Annotated in this window: 13 protein-coding genes, 1 other RNA gene and 1 pseudogene; 2 read left to right on the forward strand and 13 right to left on the reverse strand. The window is 70.3% G+C overall.

Features of this window, described 5'->3' with window-relative positions:
- Positions 1–43: 43 nt before the first annotated feature.
- The 6 genes from ACFYT4_RS18040 to ftsE form a co-directional block, all read right to left on the reverse strand.
- On the reverse strand, positions 44–1,282 hold the full coding sequence (locus ACFYT4_RS18040; protein WP_389269496.1) for a serine hydrolase domain-containing protein: 1,239 nt from the start codon (positions 1,280–1,282) through the stop codon (positions 44–46).
- 233 nt (positions 1,283–1,515) lie between these two features.
- Positions 1,516–1,911: a transfer-messenger RNA gene (ssrA, locus tag ACFYT4_RS18045) on the reverse strand.
- 207 nt (positions 1,912–2,118) lie between these two features.
- On the reverse strand, positions 2,119–2,598 hold the full coding sequence (gene smpB, locus ACFYT4_RS18050; protein WP_389269497.1) for an SsrA-binding protein SmpB: 480 nt from the start codon (positions 2,596–2,598) through the stop codon (positions 2,119–2,121).
- An 18-nt stretch (positions 2,599–2,616) separates the two neighbouring features.
- The gene (locus ACFYT4_RS18055; RefSeq protein ID WP_389269498.1) at positions 2,617–3,777 is read right to left on the reverse strand and encodes a S41 family peptidase; all 1,161 of its coding nucleotides are present in this window, start codon (positions 3,775–3,777) and stop codon (positions 2,617–2,619) included.
- A 67-nt stretch (positions 3,778–3,844) separates the two neighbouring features.
- The gene (gene ftsX, locus ACFYT4_RS18060; protein ID WP_389269499.1) at positions 3,845–4,762 is read right to left on the reverse strand and encodes a permease-like cell division protein FtsX; all 918 of its coding nucleotides are present in this window, start codon (positions 4,760–4,762) and stop codon (positions 3,845–3,847) included.
- A 38-nt stretch (positions 4,763–4,800) separates the two neighbouring features.
- On the reverse strand, positions 4,801–5,490 hold the full coding sequence (gene ftsE, locus ACFYT4_RS18065) for a cell division ATP-binding protein FtsE (RefSeq protein WP_389269500.1): 690 nt from the start codon (positions 5,488–5,490) through the stop codon (positions 4,801–4,803).
- Between the two features lie 264 nt (positions 5,491–5,754).
- Between ftsE and ACFYT4_RS18070 the strand changes: the two genes are divergently transcribed.
- On the forward strand, positions 5,755–5,949 hold the full coding sequence (locus ACFYT4_RS18070) for a hypothetical protein (RefSeq protein ID WP_389269501.1): 195 nt from the start codon (positions 5,755–5,757) through the stop codon (positions 5,947–5,949).
- 139 nt (positions 5,950–6,088) lie between these two features.
- Here the strand turns inward: ACFYT4_RS18070 and ACFYT4_RS18075 are convergent, their stop codons facing one another.
- From ACFYT4_RS18075 to ACFYT4_RS18090, 4 genes and pseudogenes are all read right to left on the reverse strand, one after another.
- Positions 6,089–6,958: a hypothetical protein gene (locus ACFYT4_RS18075; RefSeq protein WP_389269502.1), complete on the reverse strand. Its 870-nt coding sequence runs from the start codon at positions 6,956–6,958 to the stop codon at positions 6,089–6,091.
- Between the two features lie 552 nt (positions 6,959–7,510).
- Entirely contained in the window at positions 7,511–7,894 is a 384-nt protein-coding gene (locus ACFYT4_RS18080; RefSeq protein ID WP_389269503.1) for a hypothetical protein, read from the reverse strand.
- Between the two features lie 152 nt (positions 7,895–8,046).
- The gene (locus ACFYT4_RS18085) at positions 8,047–8,520 is read right to left on the reverse strand and encodes a hypothetical protein (RefSeq protein ID WP_389269576.1); all 474 of its coding nucleotides are present in this window, start codon (positions 8,518–8,520) and stop codon (positions 8,047–8,049) included.
- A gap of 156 nt (positions 8,521–8,676) precedes the next feature.
- Positions 8,677–8,950 (reverse strand): annotated as a pseudogene (locus tag ACFYT4_RS18090) (hypothetical protein); the annotation flags it as partial.
- A 20-nt stretch (positions 8,951–8,970) separates the two neighbouring features.
- On the opposite strand from ACFYT4_RS18090, the gene ACFYT4_RS18095 reads away from it, so the two are divergent.
- Complete coding sequence (locus ACFYT4_RS18095; RefSeq protein WP_389269578.1) at positions 8,971–9,486, forward strand: hypothetical protein; 516 nt, start codon at positions 8,971–8,973, stop codon at positions 9,484–9,486.
- Between the two features lie 181 nt (positions 9,487–9,667).
- Here ACFYT4_RS18095 and prfB read toward each other — a convergent pair whose 3' ends face one another.
- The 3 genes from prfB to ACFYT4_RS18110 all read right to left on the reverse strand — a co-directional run bounded on the left by prfB (position 9,668) and on the right by ACFYT4_RS18110 (position 14,220).
- Positions 9,668–10,774, reverse strand: coding sequence for a peptide chain release factor 2 (gene prfB, locus ACFYT4_RS18100; RefSeq protein WP_389269504.1), 1,107 nt, complete (start codon positions 10,772–10,774; stop codon positions 9,668–9,670).
- Positions 10,775–10,874: 100 nt separating this feature from the next.
- Positions 10,875–12,137, reverse strand: a complete 1,263-nt coding sequence (locus ACFYT4_RS18105) for a protein kinase (RefSeq protein WP_389269505.1) — start codon at positions 12,135–12,137, stop codon at positions 10,875–10,877.
- A 391-nt stretch (positions 12,138–12,528) separates the two neighbouring features.
- The gene (locus tag ACFYT4_RS18110) at positions 12,529–14,220 is read right to left on the reverse strand and encodes a protein kinase (protein WP_389269506.1); all 1,692 of its coding nucleotides are present in this window, start codon (positions 14,218–14,220) and stop codon (positions 12,529–12,531) included.
- Between the last annotated feature and the right edge of the window lie 377 nt (positions 14,221–14,597).

The following is a 14,597-nucleotide window of genomic DNA, read 5'->3' on the forward strand; positions in this document are numbered from 1 at the left end:
TCTGTCCGGCTCCGGCCGTACGTCCGCCGGTACGGGTGGTGCGTCAGTCGCGAGCGATGCCCGGGGCGATGTCCTCGTAGCGCTCCACGGGCGCGGTGGACCGCGCGGAGGGAACGGGTGCGGGCTTTCCGCAGAAGGCCGCCTCCAGCGCCCGCGGCAGGGTGTTGAGCACGGTGCCGTTGTTGGAGGTGTTGGCGACCGCGGTGATGCTGCGGCGGCCGTCCTTCGAGGTGAAGGAGCTGGTGTAGTACCCCTGGACGGTGCCGGTGTGCCCGTACACGGACACTCCGCACGACAGATCACGGCGGCGCAGCCCGAGGCCGTACCCCTGGGTGGCGTTGACCGGGGTCCACCGCTGCATCTGCTCCAGCTGGGCGGCGGAGGTCAGCCTGCCGCGCATCAGTGCGGAGAAGAACGTGTTCAGATCGCGGGGGCTGGAGATCACCGCGCCCGCGCTCTGGGCCCAGGAGACGGTCTGGCGGGTCGAGTCCACCAGCGGCGCGCCCGCCTCGTCGGGGGTGAGGTAGCCCTTGGCGTGCCGGCCGGGCACGGCGGTGTCCGGGTGGACGTAGTACGTGTCGCGCAGCCTCAGCGGCTCGATGATCCGCTCGGCGTACTCGGTGCGCACGGAGTTGCCGGTGAGCTTCTCGATGAGCATGCCCGCCACCACGAAGTTGGTGTTGGAGTACGAGTACGCCGCCCCGGGCGTGACCGTCAGCGGCTTCGCCAGGGACACGTCCACCAGCTCCCGGTGGGTGAACACCCGGTTCCGTACGGACTCGAAGCCGGGGACCGTCCGGGCGAACATGTCGTTCGTGTAGTCGTACAGACCGCTGCGGTGGCTGAGGAGGTGGCGGACGGTGATCCGCTCGTCGAGCAGTCCGGGCAGATAGGTGTTGACCGTGGCGTCGAGATCCAGCTCGCCCTCGTCCACCAGCTGGAGCAGCACGACCGAGGAGAAGGATTTGGTGACGCTTCCGACCCGGAAGCGGTCGCCGGCGGTGATCGCGCGCCCGGTGGCCCGGTCGCCGACGCCTTCGGCGAGCCGGTGGACCGTGCCGTGGTCGTCGACTCTGGCCATCGCGCCCGGCGCGCCGTTCGCGAGGGCCGAGGTGAGGGCCGCGCGCACTCCGACGAGGTCGGGCGCGGGTGTCCGGGGCGCGTGGGCCGTGGTGGTGCCGGCGGGGGCCGGTGCCGCGCCGGCGGCCTGCGCGGGGACTGTCAGGAGGGACAGCACGACCGCGCCGAGCGCCGTGCCTTTGCCCACCTTGCCTGAGAGCATCTGGTTGTTCTCCCGATTCCGGTTCTGTGGAGGACCGCGCCGCGAACGCGGACGACGGCACCACCTGTACGCACGGGAACCGGGCCCGGGTTGCATCCTGGGGCGGGCGATCCTGCTTCCCCGGCCCCGGACAGACGACGACGGCGCCTTCCCTGAGGAAGGCGCCGTCGTCGTTATGGGATGACCGTACGGGCTGTCCGGGCGCCCCTGGCGGGGTGCCGGACGAGCCGCACTGGTGGAGATGGCGGGAATCGAACCCGCGTCCAACGGTGCGGAACCAGGACTTCTCCGAGCGCAGTCCGCTGTGATTTTCTCGGCCCCGGAGATCACGCGGACAAGTCTCCGACGGGCTCAGTCACTGTTTGATTTCCCTCTGGACCCCGTGACCGGGTTCAGAGGTTTAGTCCCCTAGCTGACGCCAGGAACCGGGTCGGGAACAGTCCCCGGGCTGACGCTCCATGAGTGAAGGTTCGCTCTACTGCCTAATTAGGCAGCGAGGGCGAAGGCTTCGGAGTTATCGCGCTGAGAATTGGCGATTATTGTTTGCGACATATGGTTTACGAGATCATTGCCGCTTCCTCGGCTCGCTTCCCCTGCTTCGACATCCGCTGTCGAAACCGATCATCCCCATATTGATTTGTCAATTTGCATTGACGCAGATCGCCCCTCGATGAGGAGCAGGACCATCGTACGTGACCAACGGCCCCGGGTGCCAGCGTATTCCTCCGGGCCGGGCCGGCAGCCTCCGGACGGCCCTGCGGACAGGGGCCCTGGTCCCGGGTCCGGGCGCGAGGCCCAGGGTCCGGGTCCGGGGTTCCGTGGGGCGGATCCCGCCCCTAGGCCCGCTGGCGGCGGCGGACCGCCGACATCGCGCGGTCCGTCTCGCGGCGGTCCTGGCGCTCGCGCAGGGTCTGCCGCTTGTCGTACTCCTTCTTGCCCTTCGCGAGCGCGATCTCGACCTTCGCCCGGCCGTCCTTGAAGTACAGGGCCAGGGGCACGATCGTGTGACCCGTGTCCTGGGACTTGGACTCCAGCTTGTCGATCTCCGCCCGGTGCATCAGCAGCTTCCGCTTGCGCCGCGCGCTGTGGTTGGTCCAGGTGCCCTGGGTGTACTCCGGCACATGGATATTGTGCAGCCACGCCTCGTGCTGGTCGATCTGGACGAATCCGTCGGCCAGCGAGGCACGTCCCTGACGCAGCGACTTCACCTCGGTGCCGGTCAGCACGAGACCGCACTCATAGGTGTCGAGGATGTGGTAGTCGTGCCGCGCCTTCTTGTTCTGCGCGATCATTTTGCGCCCTTGTTCCTTAGCCATAGTGCGGCCATTTTCGCACTACGACCCCGTCCCGAGGCCACTCAATACCAGCTCGGCCCTCTCCTGCGCGTCCTCGCCCGCCGTCGAGAGGTCCGGGGTGATGCCCCGCCCGTCGACGCTCTGGCCCGAGGGCGTGCGGTAGTGCCCGACGGTCAGCTCGGCGACGGAACCGTCGGCCAGCCTGCTCGGCATCTGCACCGACCCCTTGCCGAAGGTGCGGGAGCCGACGGTGACCGCCCGGCCCCGGTCCTGGAGCGCCCCGGTGACCAGCTCGGCCGCGCTCATCGTCCCGCCGTCGACCAGCGCAACCAGGGGCCTGTCGGTGTCCCCGCCCGGGTCGGCGTACAGGGCGAGCTGCTCGCCCTCCATGTCGTACGTGGCGACCAGACCGCCGTCCAGGAACGCGGAGGCGGCGGTGACGGCCTCGGCGACCAGTCCCCCGCTGTTGCCCCGCAGGTCGAGCAGGACGCCCGCACCCTCGGGCGCGCCCTCGACGGCCTGCCGCACCCGGTCGCCGGAGCCCCTGGTGAAGGAGTCGACCCTGATCATCACGGCCCCGCCGTCGAGGCTCTCGACGACGACGGACTCGGTGGGCACCGTCGTACGGACCAGCGTCTCGGTCCAGGTCCGGCCCCGGCGCTCCAGGCCCAGGACCACGCTCGTGCGCTCACCGCCGCGCAGCAGCGCCACGACCTCGGTGACGGGCCGCCGGTCCACGGCCCGGCCGTCGACCGTGCGCAGCCGGTCGCCGGCCGCGATGCCCGCGCGGTCGGCCGGGCCGCCGGGCTGGACCCGCGCGACCTCGACGAGGCCGTCCCGGGAGCGGCGGGCCCACAGGCCGACCCCGGTGTACTCGCCGTCGAGGGACCGCTGGAACTCCTGGTACTCGTGCCTGTCGTAGACCGCGCCCCACCGGTCGCCGCTGCGGCTGACGGCCTCCTCGGCCGCCTTCGTACCGGATTTGCCCTCCGCCACGGCCTCGGCGGCGGCGCGGGCCACATCGTCGCGGTCGACGGTCGCGGCGGCGGGCCGGGCGGCGAGCGGTCGGGGCTCCGCGTCGGGCTGGTGCGGCAGCGCGTCGGTGGCGGCCCCGGTGGCGAGGACGCTCAGAAAGACCAATGTCAGGGCCGCCCCGCGGCGGATGCGGCGGGGCCGAGGAAAGAACTCCGGGCCCGGCATGGCGTTGAGTCTAGGACAAGAGAAAGGCGCCGTACGTCTGTTGCCCGTACGACGCCAGGGGCGGATGTCACACCTTGAGGTACTTGCGCAGTGCGATGAAAGCGGCAAGGGCGGGCATCAGGAGACCGATCGCGAGCACCAGCGGAAGCTTGGTGACGACCGCGTCCCAGCCGATGAAGTTGACCAGCTGCATCTTCTCGGCGAGCGCCAGGCCGTTGTCGATCAGGAAGTACCGGCCGACGAGCAGCATGCCCGCGGCGACCAGACCGCCGAGCAGTCCGGCGAAGGCGGCCTCCATGATGAACGGCATCTGGATGTAGAAGCTGGACGCTCCCACGAGCCGCATGATCCCCGTCTCACGCCTGCGGCTGAACGCGGAGACTCTCACCGTGTTGACGATCAGCATCAGGGCGATGACCAGCATCAGCGCCATGACGAAGATGGCGGCGATGTTCATGCCGTTCATCAGGTCGAACAGGTTCTGCAGGATGTTCCGCTGGTCCTGGACGGACTGCACGCCCGCCCGGCCGGCGAAGGCGGTCGCGACCACCTTGTACTTCTCCGGGTCGTCGAGCTTGACGCGGAACGACTCCTGCATCTGGTCCGGCGTGATGGTGGCGGCGATCGGGGTGTCGCCGTACTGGTCCTTGTAGTGCTTGTACGCCTCTTCGGCCGACTCGTGGTGGACCTTGTCGACCACGGCCATCTTCTTGAGGTCGGCCTCGATCTGCGTCTTCTGCTCGGTGGTGACCGCGCCCTTGGAGCACTGCGGCGAGGTCGTCGCGTCGTTCTTGTTGCAGAGGAAGATCGAGACGTTGACCTTGTCGTACCAGAAGTCCTTCATCGTGCTGACCTGCTCACGCATGAGCAGCGCACCGCCGAAGAGGGCGAGGGAGAGGGCCACGGAGACGATGACGGCGAAGGTCATCGTGAGATTGCGGCGGAGACCGACGCCGATCTCCGACAGTACGAACTGGGCGCGCATCGCGTGCGTTCAGCCTTTCTTCCTGGAGTCCGGGTGGCTCAGTGCTGGTAGCCGTAGACGCCGCGGGCCTGGTCTCGCACGAGTCGGCCCTTCTCCAGCTCGATGACACGCTTGCGCATCTGGTCGACGATGTTCTGGTCGTGGGTCGCCATGATCACGGTCGTGCCCGTCCGGTTGATCCGGTCGAGCAGCTTCATGATGCCGACGGAGGTCTGCGGGTCGAGGTTGCCGGTCGGCTCGTCGGCGATCAGCAGCATCGGCCGGTTGACGAAGGCCCGCGCGATCGCGACGCGCTGCTGCTCACCGCCGGACAGCTCCCCCGGCATCCGGCTCTCCTTGCCGCCGAGGCCGACGAGGTCGAGCACCTGGGGCACGGCCTTGCGGATCTCACCGCGGGGCTTGCCGATGACCTCCTGGGCGAAGGCCACGTTCTCCGCGACGGTCTTGTTGGGCAGCAGCCGGAAGTCCTGGAAGACCGTCCCCAGCTGGCGGCGCATGTGCGGGACCTTCCAGTTCGAGAGCCGGGCCAGGTCCTTGCCGAGCACGTGCACCAGGCCGTGGCTGGCGCGCTCCTCGCGCAGAACCAGCCGCAGGAAGGTGGATTTGCCGGAGCCGGACGATCCCACCAGGAAGACGAACTCACCCTTCTCGATCTCCAGGGAGACATCGCGCAGGGCGGGGCGGTTCTGCTTGGGGTAGGTCTTGGAGACGTTGTCGAATCGGATCACGGGTGCACCACGGGTCAGCAGGGAGTAGAGGTGTGCGTGACACTACGCGAACGCGGCTGCGGGGTGGAGTCACCGGTCGGGGATGCGCCGTTTGTCACCTGATTTGTGACGTACCGGAACGGGCGTGATCCGGCGGGCCGCGCCGAAAAGCGCCGGAGCTGGCACAGTGGTAGGGGAACAGGCGCGTTTCTTCGGGCGTTGTCTGGAGAGAACTGTGCTGACGGTCCGCGCCCGCGGCTCCGGCGCGCGGGAGGAGGAGAGCGCATGACCTACGACCGATTGGTGTGCGCCAACTGCGCGGCCCCGGTCTCCGAGGGCCGCTGCCAGGTGTGCCGTGCCCACCGCGAGCGGCTCCAGCAAGAGGGCCCGTTCGGGGGCCTCAGCCCGGTGGCGCTGTTGACGCTGCTGGTCCTGTTGATAGGAGCGGTGGCGGTGCTGGCGACGCTGCGTCCCGCGTAACCCGGTCCATGGGTATGCCACACATGCCGTAGACAAACCGCGGACAAGGAAGAAGGGCCCGGGGTGCTGTGCCGCACCCCGGGCCCTTCTTCACGTCGGTTCCGCCGACCGGCCGCTACGGCCGGTCACACCGCGTCACTCAGACGGCGGTGCGGTTGCCGCCCACGAGGCGCGGGAGCATCCGGAAGCCGATACCACCGGCGATCATGGTCGCGGCGCCGATCACGAGGAACGTGGTCTCCATGGCGCCGGTCTCGGCGAGTTCCTCCGTGGCCTTGCCCTGCTCGACGGGCTGCGAGCCGGCGTTGTTGGTGTCGGTGTTGTCGCCACCGCCACCGTTGCCACTGCCACCGTTGCCACTGCCGCCGGCGCTGCCGGTGGCACTTCCGCTGGTGGCGCTGTCACCGTTGTCGGTGCCGCCGGCGTCGCTGCCGCCCTGCTGCTGGCCTTGCTGCTGACCGGCCTGCTGACCGGCCTGCTGGCCCTGCTGCTGTCCCGCCTGCTGGCCCTGCTGCTGACCGGCCTGCTGTCCCTGCTGCTGTCCCGCCTGCTGGCCCTGCTGCTGTCCCGCCTGCTGTCCCTGCTGCTGTCCCGCCTGCTGGCCCTGCTGCTGGCCCTGCTGCTGTCCCGCCTGCTGACCGGCCTGCTGTCCCGCCTGCTGCCCCTGCTGCTGACCCGCCTGCTGACCTTGCTGCTGGCCGGCCTGCTGGCCCTGCTGCTGACCGGCCTGCTGTCCCTGCTGCTGACCTTCCTGCTGTCCCTGCTGTCCCGCCTGCTGGCCTTCTTGCTGGCCTTCCTGCTGACCGGCCTGCTGGCCCTCGTCGACGCCGCCTCCCGGGTCACCGGCGCCACCGTTGGTGGGGTTCTCGTCGTTCAGGACATCGCTGTCAACGGTCAGGGGACCCACGTTGATAGCCGAGGCCGCACCCGCAGCGGTCAGCGACGCACCGGCGGCGATCACCACACCGGCGGCGACTCGCGCCACACGCATCCGCGTCTTTTTGGTCATCTAACTGCTACCCCCAGTAGCCTTCTGTCGATTGAGCCGGGTCTGGAGGCGGTGGCCACAGGGGAGTTGGACTCTTCCCCCCGGCTCACGGACACCCCGCAGACACGCATGCCGCACGCCACCCTTCCCAGTTTCCGAAGACGCGTCAAGCGCGTTGCGCGTGCGTTGTCCGGTATAGGACAGGTTGGTCTGACCTGCGGGAATGCAACTGTGACCTAACAAGGAGCGACCACCGCGCCCCCTCGGCCACCTTGTCGACAAAGCGAGTTGATACCCCGTCGATCCAAGCCCGCCCACAGGATTACCCGCCGGCCCCGATGTGTGCCATCCGGACCGCACCATTCGGAAGTGACGGCCTTTCCGCCGATCGCGGGTGCCCGATTCCACCACGGGCCGTCAGCTCCCCTACAGAGAACCGGAATCCGGGACAGGCCCTTCGGATCTCTTCCGTTCGCCGTGGCCACGGCACGGCAAAAGGCCATCGCGTGCCCTGGACGCAGAGGATGCAGGGCCCGTGAAAGGCCCGGCATCTCCCCGCTGCCGGCGGAGGGCTCAGTCGCACTCCGGCGGAATGTCACCCAGGAAGTCGTCGCGGTCGACGGCCTTGTTCTTCTCGCCGCCCGCGGAGATCAGGACCTGTCCGGGCTTCAGGTCCCCCACATCGGCGAGGGTGAAGGGCACCCGGGCGTCGAGACCCTTCCCTCCCAGGCCACCGTCGACATCGGCGACGTAGGGCACGCCGTCGGACTGGGCGGTGAGGGCGATCGCAGAAGCCTCCCAGCCCGCAGGGACCTGGAAGAGCTCCATCTCACGCGGGGTGGCCACCCGGTCGGGATTGCGGGCGGACCAGTCCTTCAGTTCCCCCTCCTCCACATCGGCGAACACGCTGAAGGACTGGGCCGTGTAGCCCGGGCGCTTCGCGAGCAGGAGACGCACGCTCCCGCCCTCGCCGCGCTCGACGGGCGATGATCGGCTCCGGGGCCAGAGTGCATCCCGCCCCCAGGACCGCCGCTGCCGTGAGCCACGCGGCACCCGACGTCAGCCCGGACGGCTCGCCGCATCGCAACCCTCCCCTTGGCCCGGGCGCTTCAATCCGCGCGTGCGGGACCCCATCTCAGATATCCGCCCCACCACAGGTTCGCCTCCTCCTCGAACCTGTTCGCCGCGGCGACGACACCCGACTGTGATGGGGATCTGACCGACTCGGCCGTGTAGGCGGCGATATACGCTCCGGCATTCGAGTACCTCGCCCACTGCTTGCTGTGCACCACTTCGTGTCTCAGCAGATCCGGCCCGTATTTCTTGGCCACCGTGGGTCCCGCGACCCTTTCGATAGAACGGCGCGTGTCCGCCTCCTCCTTGAGGTTACGCGTCAACTGCTGCTTGCTGTACGGCAAGAAGAGCACGTCCCCCACCGTTATCGGCTGATCGAACGCGGGTGAGCCGCCGTAGCAGATGTACTGCTTGGCTCCGCGCTCACAGTTGTCGGAAAGGGTCCCGGCGTACGTGGCGGCCATCACGTTCGAGCCGTTGAGGAGATTCTTCCAGTTGTAGGGGGCCATGACGATCTTGCGCGGGGAGACGGAGCCGCCACCGGTTGACCCGCCGCCTTTTCCGGGTGTCCAACCGGGCGGAGGTACGGGCGGGGGATTCGGGGACGGCGAAGGTACGGGCCTCGGCTTGGGCTTGGGCTCGGCTTCGACGGCTTCGGTTTCGGCAGGCGCTGGTGTCGCCCTCGTCATTGGCCTTGATCATCAAGGTCGGGTGGTCGAATTCGCCCGCCGCGAAACTCCGTACCGTCGCCGTCAGGTTCTCGTTCGACTCGGCCGGGTTGTCGTTGAACTCGATCGGGGCGTCCGGGGAGTCCGGGGCGCAGAGCGAGCCTCTGCCCGCGGAGACATGGCGGTCGACCATGAGGTCCAGATGGATGGGACGGCTGGACCAGGAGGTGGACGTGGAGATGTTGCCGGTGCGCACGAGGTCCACCGACCGCCGCCGTCTTCGGGCCGACCGTGCCGTCCGACCGCCGCTCCAGCGTCGGATCGGGCGCCGCCCAGTCACCGGCACGGTTCCTCACCCGGACCGGAACGACCGACTGCTCCAGCCGGAACGACACCCCGTCCGGATTCGCGTACGTCGTCTCGAACTCGGTCCGGGCGCCGACGACCTCCACCCGCTCACCGGTCTCCGCGGCCCGCTCCAGTGCCCGCCGCTCCTCACCGGCCGCCTTCGGAGCGGCCTGGGCGGGTCCGGCCTGGGCGGGTCCGGCCTGGGCGGGTCCGGCCTGGGCGGGTCCGGCCTGGGCGGGTCCGGCCTGGGCGGGTCCGGCCTGGGCGGGAGCGGCCATCGCCGTGGGCATTCCCACCCCCAGCAGAGCACCTGTCAAGACCGCCGTGATGGTTCTTCTGCGCCATGGAATCCTGCCGCGTACCGACACCGCCACCCCCAACGAGAAGAGAGCACACGCTCCGAGTGAGGGAATGGTGAGCGTCACCACATGGGCACGTCAAAGGGTGTCCGAGCAGTAGGGAAAAGCGGTTCCCGTCATAGCTGTTCCGGCCCCTGGGACATCGCCGTGCGACAGGTGTGCCCATCGGTGATAGAGGCCGGGACCCCTGGAATCAGCGGGATGCGCGGTGGTTCGGGTGCGACGGAAAGGGGCCGAACGCCATTCGGCGATCCGGCCCCTTTTTCACCCCCATAACGGGATTACTTCTCCTGGCGCTTACGCCAGCGGATCCCCGCCTCCAGGAAGCCGTCGATCTCGCCGTCGAGCACCGACTGCGGATTTCCGACCTCGAATTCCGTCCGCAGGTCCTTGACCATTTGGTACGGGTGGAGGACATAGGAACGCATCTGATTGCCCCAGGAATTGCCGCCGTCGCCCTTGAGGGCGTCCATCTTGGCCTGCTCCTCCTGGCGGCGGCGCTCCAGCAGCTTCGCCTGGAGAACGTTCATCGCGCTCGCCTTGTTCTGGATCTGGGAGCGCTCGTTCTGGCAGGAGACGACGATGCCGGTGGGGAGATGGGTGATACGGACCGCGGAGTCGGTGGTGTTGACACCCTGTCCACCGGGGCCCGACGCCCGGTAGACATCGACGCGCAGCTCGGCCTCGTCAATCACGACGTGATCGCTCTGTTCGACGACCGGGAGCACCTCGACACCCGCGAAGGAGGTCTGGCGGCGGCCCTGGTTGTCGAAGGGCGAGATACGCACGAGGCGGTGGGTGCCCTGCTCGACGGAGAGGGTGCCGTAGGCGTACGGCGCCTTGACGACGAAGGTGGTCGACTTGATGCCGGCCTCCTCCGCGTACGACGTCTCGTAGACCTCGGAGGCGTAGCCGTGGCGCTCGGCCCAGCGCAGATACATGCGCTGGAGGCGCTCGGCGAAGTCGGAGGCGTCGACGCCGCCCGCCTCGGCCCGGATGTTGACCAGGGCCTCGCGCTCGTCGTACTCACCGGACAGAAGGGTGCGTACTTCCATCTCGTCGACGGCCTTGCGGACGTCCGCCAGCTCGGTCTCGGCCTCGGCGAGGGTGTCGGCGTCGTCCTCGGACTCGGCGAGCTCGAAGAGCACTCCGAGGTCGTCGATACGGGACCGGAGCGCCTCGACCTTGCGCAGCTCGGCCTGGAGGTGGGACAGCTTGCTGGTGATCTTCTGCGCCGCCTCCGGGTCGTCCCAGAGGGAGGGCGCCGCGGCCTGCTCTTCGAGCACGGCGATGTCGGCCCTCATCCTGTCGAGGTCCAGGACGGCCTCGATCGACTCCATGGTCGAGGAGAGGGACTTCAGCTCATCGGATACATCGTCGAATGCCACGGGTCCAGCGTAACGGCTGGGCGCGGCACTGCGGCCCGCCAGGGTTCCGGGGGCCGCGCTCACCGGCCCCCGGGCCTGGAATACGGGCTTCCGGGGGCCGCTACGGCCCTGAGGGGGACGACCGGCCGGGGTCGTCCGGCGGAGACGGGCGATCACCGTCGGACACGGCCAGCCAGCCTCCGGCCCCGATGATCACGGCGGCGACGAGGGCGGCGATGATCCTGCGGAGCCTGACGGACGCCCGTCCCGGGCCGCCGGGCCCGGTGGATCTCGCCGGCCGGTTGCGCGCCGAGCCGGGGCGGGGCTGGCCGGGGGCGCGGGGCGCGCGGGCCGTGCCGTGGGCGCCGCCCGCGAGTTCGTCGGGGGCCGGGACGCGCATCGAGGTGTGGGTGTCACGGTTGGAGTCGGCGGGAGCCGCGCCGGGGACGAGAGGGACCGCGCCGCGGCGGCGGACCTCGCCGACGGGTGCGGGCTCGGCCTCCTCGTACGGCTCCGGGGCGGGCTCGGTGTCCGGTTCGTCGACCTCCAGCGGGGGCATGCCCGCCAGCAGCGGCAGCAGCTCGCGCAGGCGCGCGCCCAGCTCGGAAGCGCGCAGCCGGGAGGCGGGGGCCTTGGCCAGGCACTGGACGATCAGCTGCCACAGCTCCTCGGGGATGCCGGGGAGCGGGACGACGGTCTCGGTCACATGGCGGCGCAGTACGGCTCCGGGGTGGCCGCCGCCGAAGGGGGTGAAGCCGGCGAGGAGCTCGTAGAGGACGGTGGCGAGGGCGTAGATGTCGACGGCCGCCCGGGGCGGCAGGCCCTCGACGATCTCGGGGGCGAGGTAGTCCGGTGTACCGATGATCTTCGTCGATCTGGTGCGGCGCGGGGTGTCGATGAGCTTGGCGACGCCGAAGTCGGTCAGGAGTGCCGGGTGGGAGCCCGCGGGGCCGAGCGGGCCCTCCATGTCGAGCAGGATGTTCTCCGGCTTGACGTCGCGGTGGACGACCCCGGCGGCGTGGGCGGCCGCGAGGGCGTCGGCGACATCGGCGGTGATCGCGACCGCTGCCTCGGGGGCGAGCCTGCGCTCGCGGTCGAGGCGGGTGCGCAGATCGGTGCCCCGGATCAGGTCCATGACGAGTGCGAGATCGTTTCCGTCTACGACAAGATCGCGGACGCCGACGACCCGGGGGTGGTCGAGTCCGAGCAGGGCGGTGCGTTCCTGGACAAAACGCCCGACCAGCTCCTGGTCGGACGCGAGGTCCTCGCGCAACAGCTTGATGGCGACGGGCCCGTCGGGTCCCTCGCCGGCCCACACCGTGCCGGCGCTTCCCCGCCCGAGGATCTGATGGGCCGTGTACCGGCTGCCGATATTCCGTGCCAAGACTGCTCCCTCAGCGGCTGGCGTTGCCCATAAAGTACGCGGCTGTCCCGGGCCTGTGTGCCCCGGATGGCGCCAACCGTCACTTCCGCGGGCGAAACTCCTGGGAAATCGGCCCGCGGAAGTCGACAAAGCTACTCAGCGGCCGAGGTGCGGGCCGATGCCACCGGTCGCACCGCTTCCGCTTCCCGGTGGCGCGGGCGGCGCGGGGAACCGGAGGCGGCGGGCGGGGCGTCCGGGGGCGGGTTGGTCCGGGGCGGAGTGCGTCCGGCTCGCGGTGCCACGGCTCGGGGTGCGTCGGGCCCGGGCGCGGGGCGCCTTCGGCCCGGGCGCGGGGCGCCTTCGGCCCGGGCGCGTCCGGCACCGGCGCGTCCGGCACCCGGGCGCCGGACGGTCACTGGCCGACGGGCGGCGTGGTGGGTTCGCTCGTGGAGGGGTCCGAGCCGCCGAGGTCCGAGATCCAGTTCGAGACCGTCGAGATGCCGTCGCCGATGGCGTCCCAGTACCCCTTGCCCTGGGCGACCCAGTCCTGGAGCGGCGTGAGTTCCCAGATCAGCCAGCCCGCCACGATGAGCATGACCACCGAGACCAGACAGCCCTTGAGGCAGCCGAGGCCGGGAATGCGCATCGGGCTGGAGCTGCGCTGCCGCGGCGGCCGGGGCTGACGCGGAGCGGGCGGCTGGGGCTGCTGGGGCTGCTGGGGCGCCGGCGGCTGCGGAGGCGCATACGGCTGGGGCTGGGCCTGGGGCGCGTACTGCTGGCGCTGGGGCTGACGGCGCTGCTGGGGCCCCGGCGGGGCCGGCTGCGGGGGCGCGTACGGCTGCTGGGCACCCGGCGGCTGCTGCGGGGGCCGCTGGGGCTGGCGCTGCGGACGGCGGCGCAGCGGGTCCTGGCTCGGGTCCAGGTACTGCACCTGCGTCTGCTCGTTGCGGTCACGGGCGGCCCGCAGCTGGGACTGCCAGGGGTGCGGGTCCTCGGGCCGGGGCCCGCCGGGACTGCCGTCCGGGCGCGGGGGCACGGGCGGCAGGACCGCGGTGGGGTCGGCGCCGCCGGAGGGGCCGCCGGTGTGCGGCAGCACGCTCGTCGCCGCGTTCGGATCGAAGGAGCCCGCGTTGCTCGGCAGGACCTGGGTGGGGTCGGCCGCGCCGGGGGTCTCGGGTACGGGGGCCGGCGAGGGGTCGGGAGCGAGCAGCGCGCCGACCCCGAGCGCCGCGTCGACCTGGGCGGACGAGGAGTGCACCCCGATGCCGGCGGCGACGGTGCGCAGCGCCCGGGCGAGGTTCTCGGCGCTCGGGCGCTCGCCGGGCTCCTTGCGCAGACAGCGCTCTATGACCGTCCACAGGGGCTCGGGCACGGTGGTGGGGCGGCGGGGCTCCTCGCTGAGGTGGCGGTGGAGCACTTCGAGCGCGGTGCCCCCGGCGAAGGGCGGACGGCCGGTGACCAGCTCGTACAGCAGGATGCCGGCGCCGTAGACGTCGACCGCGGAGGTCTGGGGGCGGCCCTCGGCGGACTCGGGGGCGATGTACGAGGGAGTGCCGACGAATTCGTGTGTACGCGTCAGGCCCGGGGAGTCCGCGAGGCGCGCGATGCCGAAGTCGGTCAGCATCGGGTGCATCTGGCCGTCGGCGTCGGTCTTCAGCAGGACGTTCGCCGGCTTGAGGTCGCGGTGGACGACGCCGTCCGCGTGGCTGGAGGCGAGCGCGTCCGCGATCTGCGCGGTGAGCAGGGACGCGGCGACCGGGGTGAACCGCCCGCTCTCCCGGAGATAGCGGTGGAGGTCGGGGCCGTCGACCAGATCCATGACGAGGGCGAGAAGGTCGCCCTCGACGACGAGGTCCCGGGTCCGGACGATGTTCGGATGGGTCAGCCGGAGCAGGACGGAGCGCTCGCGCAGAAAGCGCATCACCACGTCCGCGTCGTTCGCCAGCTCCTCCTTGAGGACCTTGATCGCGACGGTCTCGCCCGGCTGCCCCGGCACGGCCGCCTCGGCACCGGCGGTCTCCCGCTGCCGGGCACGCCAGACGGTGCCCGTGGCTCCGCGGCCGAGGGGCTCCTCGAGGAGGTACTTGCTGCCTACAGGCCGCACGTCATGCGCTCCCTGCTGATCGTGGTCCTTGCGTGGTCCTGGCCGCCGTGATCCCGGCCGGAGTGTCCGACCCACTTTAGTGCCGTCGAACGATGTGCCGGCGGGTTGTCCACAGGCACCCCGGAGGCCGCCCCTCCACCGGTGTGTCCCGGGGCGGCGGGCCCGTGGTGTTCCGGGAGGAAGACGCGGGCGCCGTGCCGAAGGTTGCCGAACTGGCGTGCCGTACACAACACATCGCTTACGGATCACGACCCAACCAGGCACTTTTCCGCCCGGAGCGGACCATTCAAGATCATTTATCGGCGGTCGCCGGGCGTGTTGTCAGCGGCAGGTGCGAGGATGCCTCCAGCACGGAGTAACGGGGTGGGAGCCCTGTG

Origin of the sequence: Streptomyces sp. NPDC004609 (assembly GCF_042873655.1) — a bacterium.
In the GTDB taxonomy this organism is placed as follows: Bacteria; Actinomycetota; Actinomycetes; order Streptomycetales; family Streptomycetaceae; genus Streptomyces.

What these genes read in the sequence shown, in the direction of transcription:
- ftsX (WP_389269499.1), bottom strand. Translation starts at nt 4,762, where the DNA reads ATGCGCGCCCAGTTCGTACTGTCGGAGATCGGCGTCGGTCTCCGCCGC.
- ACFYT4_RS18055 (WP_389269498.1), bottom strand. Translation starts at nt 3,777, where the DNA reads ATGCCGGGCCCGGAGTTCTTTCCTCGGCCCCGCCGCATCCGCCGCGGG.
- ACFYT4_RS18075 (WP_389269502.1), bottom strand. Translation starts at nt 6,958, where the DNA reads ATGACCAAAAAGACGCGGATGCGTGTGGCGCGAGTCGCCGCCGGTGTG.
- smpB (WP_389269497.1), bottom strand. Translation starts at nt 2,598, where the DNA reads ATGGCTAAGGAACAAGGGCGCAAAATGATCGCGCAGAACAAGAAGGCG.
- ACFYT4_RS18085 (WP_389269576.1), bottom strand. Translation starts at nt 8,520, where the DNA reads ATGGCCCCCTACAACTGGAAGAATCTCCTCAACGGCTCGAACGTGATG.
- ACFYT4_RS18040 (WP_389269496.1), bottom strand. Translation starts at nt 1,282, where the DNA reads ATGCTCTCAGGCAAGGTGGGCAAAGGCACGGCGCTCGGCGCGGTCGTG.
- ACFYT4_RS18070 (WP_389269501.1), top strand. Translation starts at nt 5,755, where the DNA reads ATGACCTACGACCGATTGGTGTGCGCCAACTGCGCGGCCCCGGTCTCC.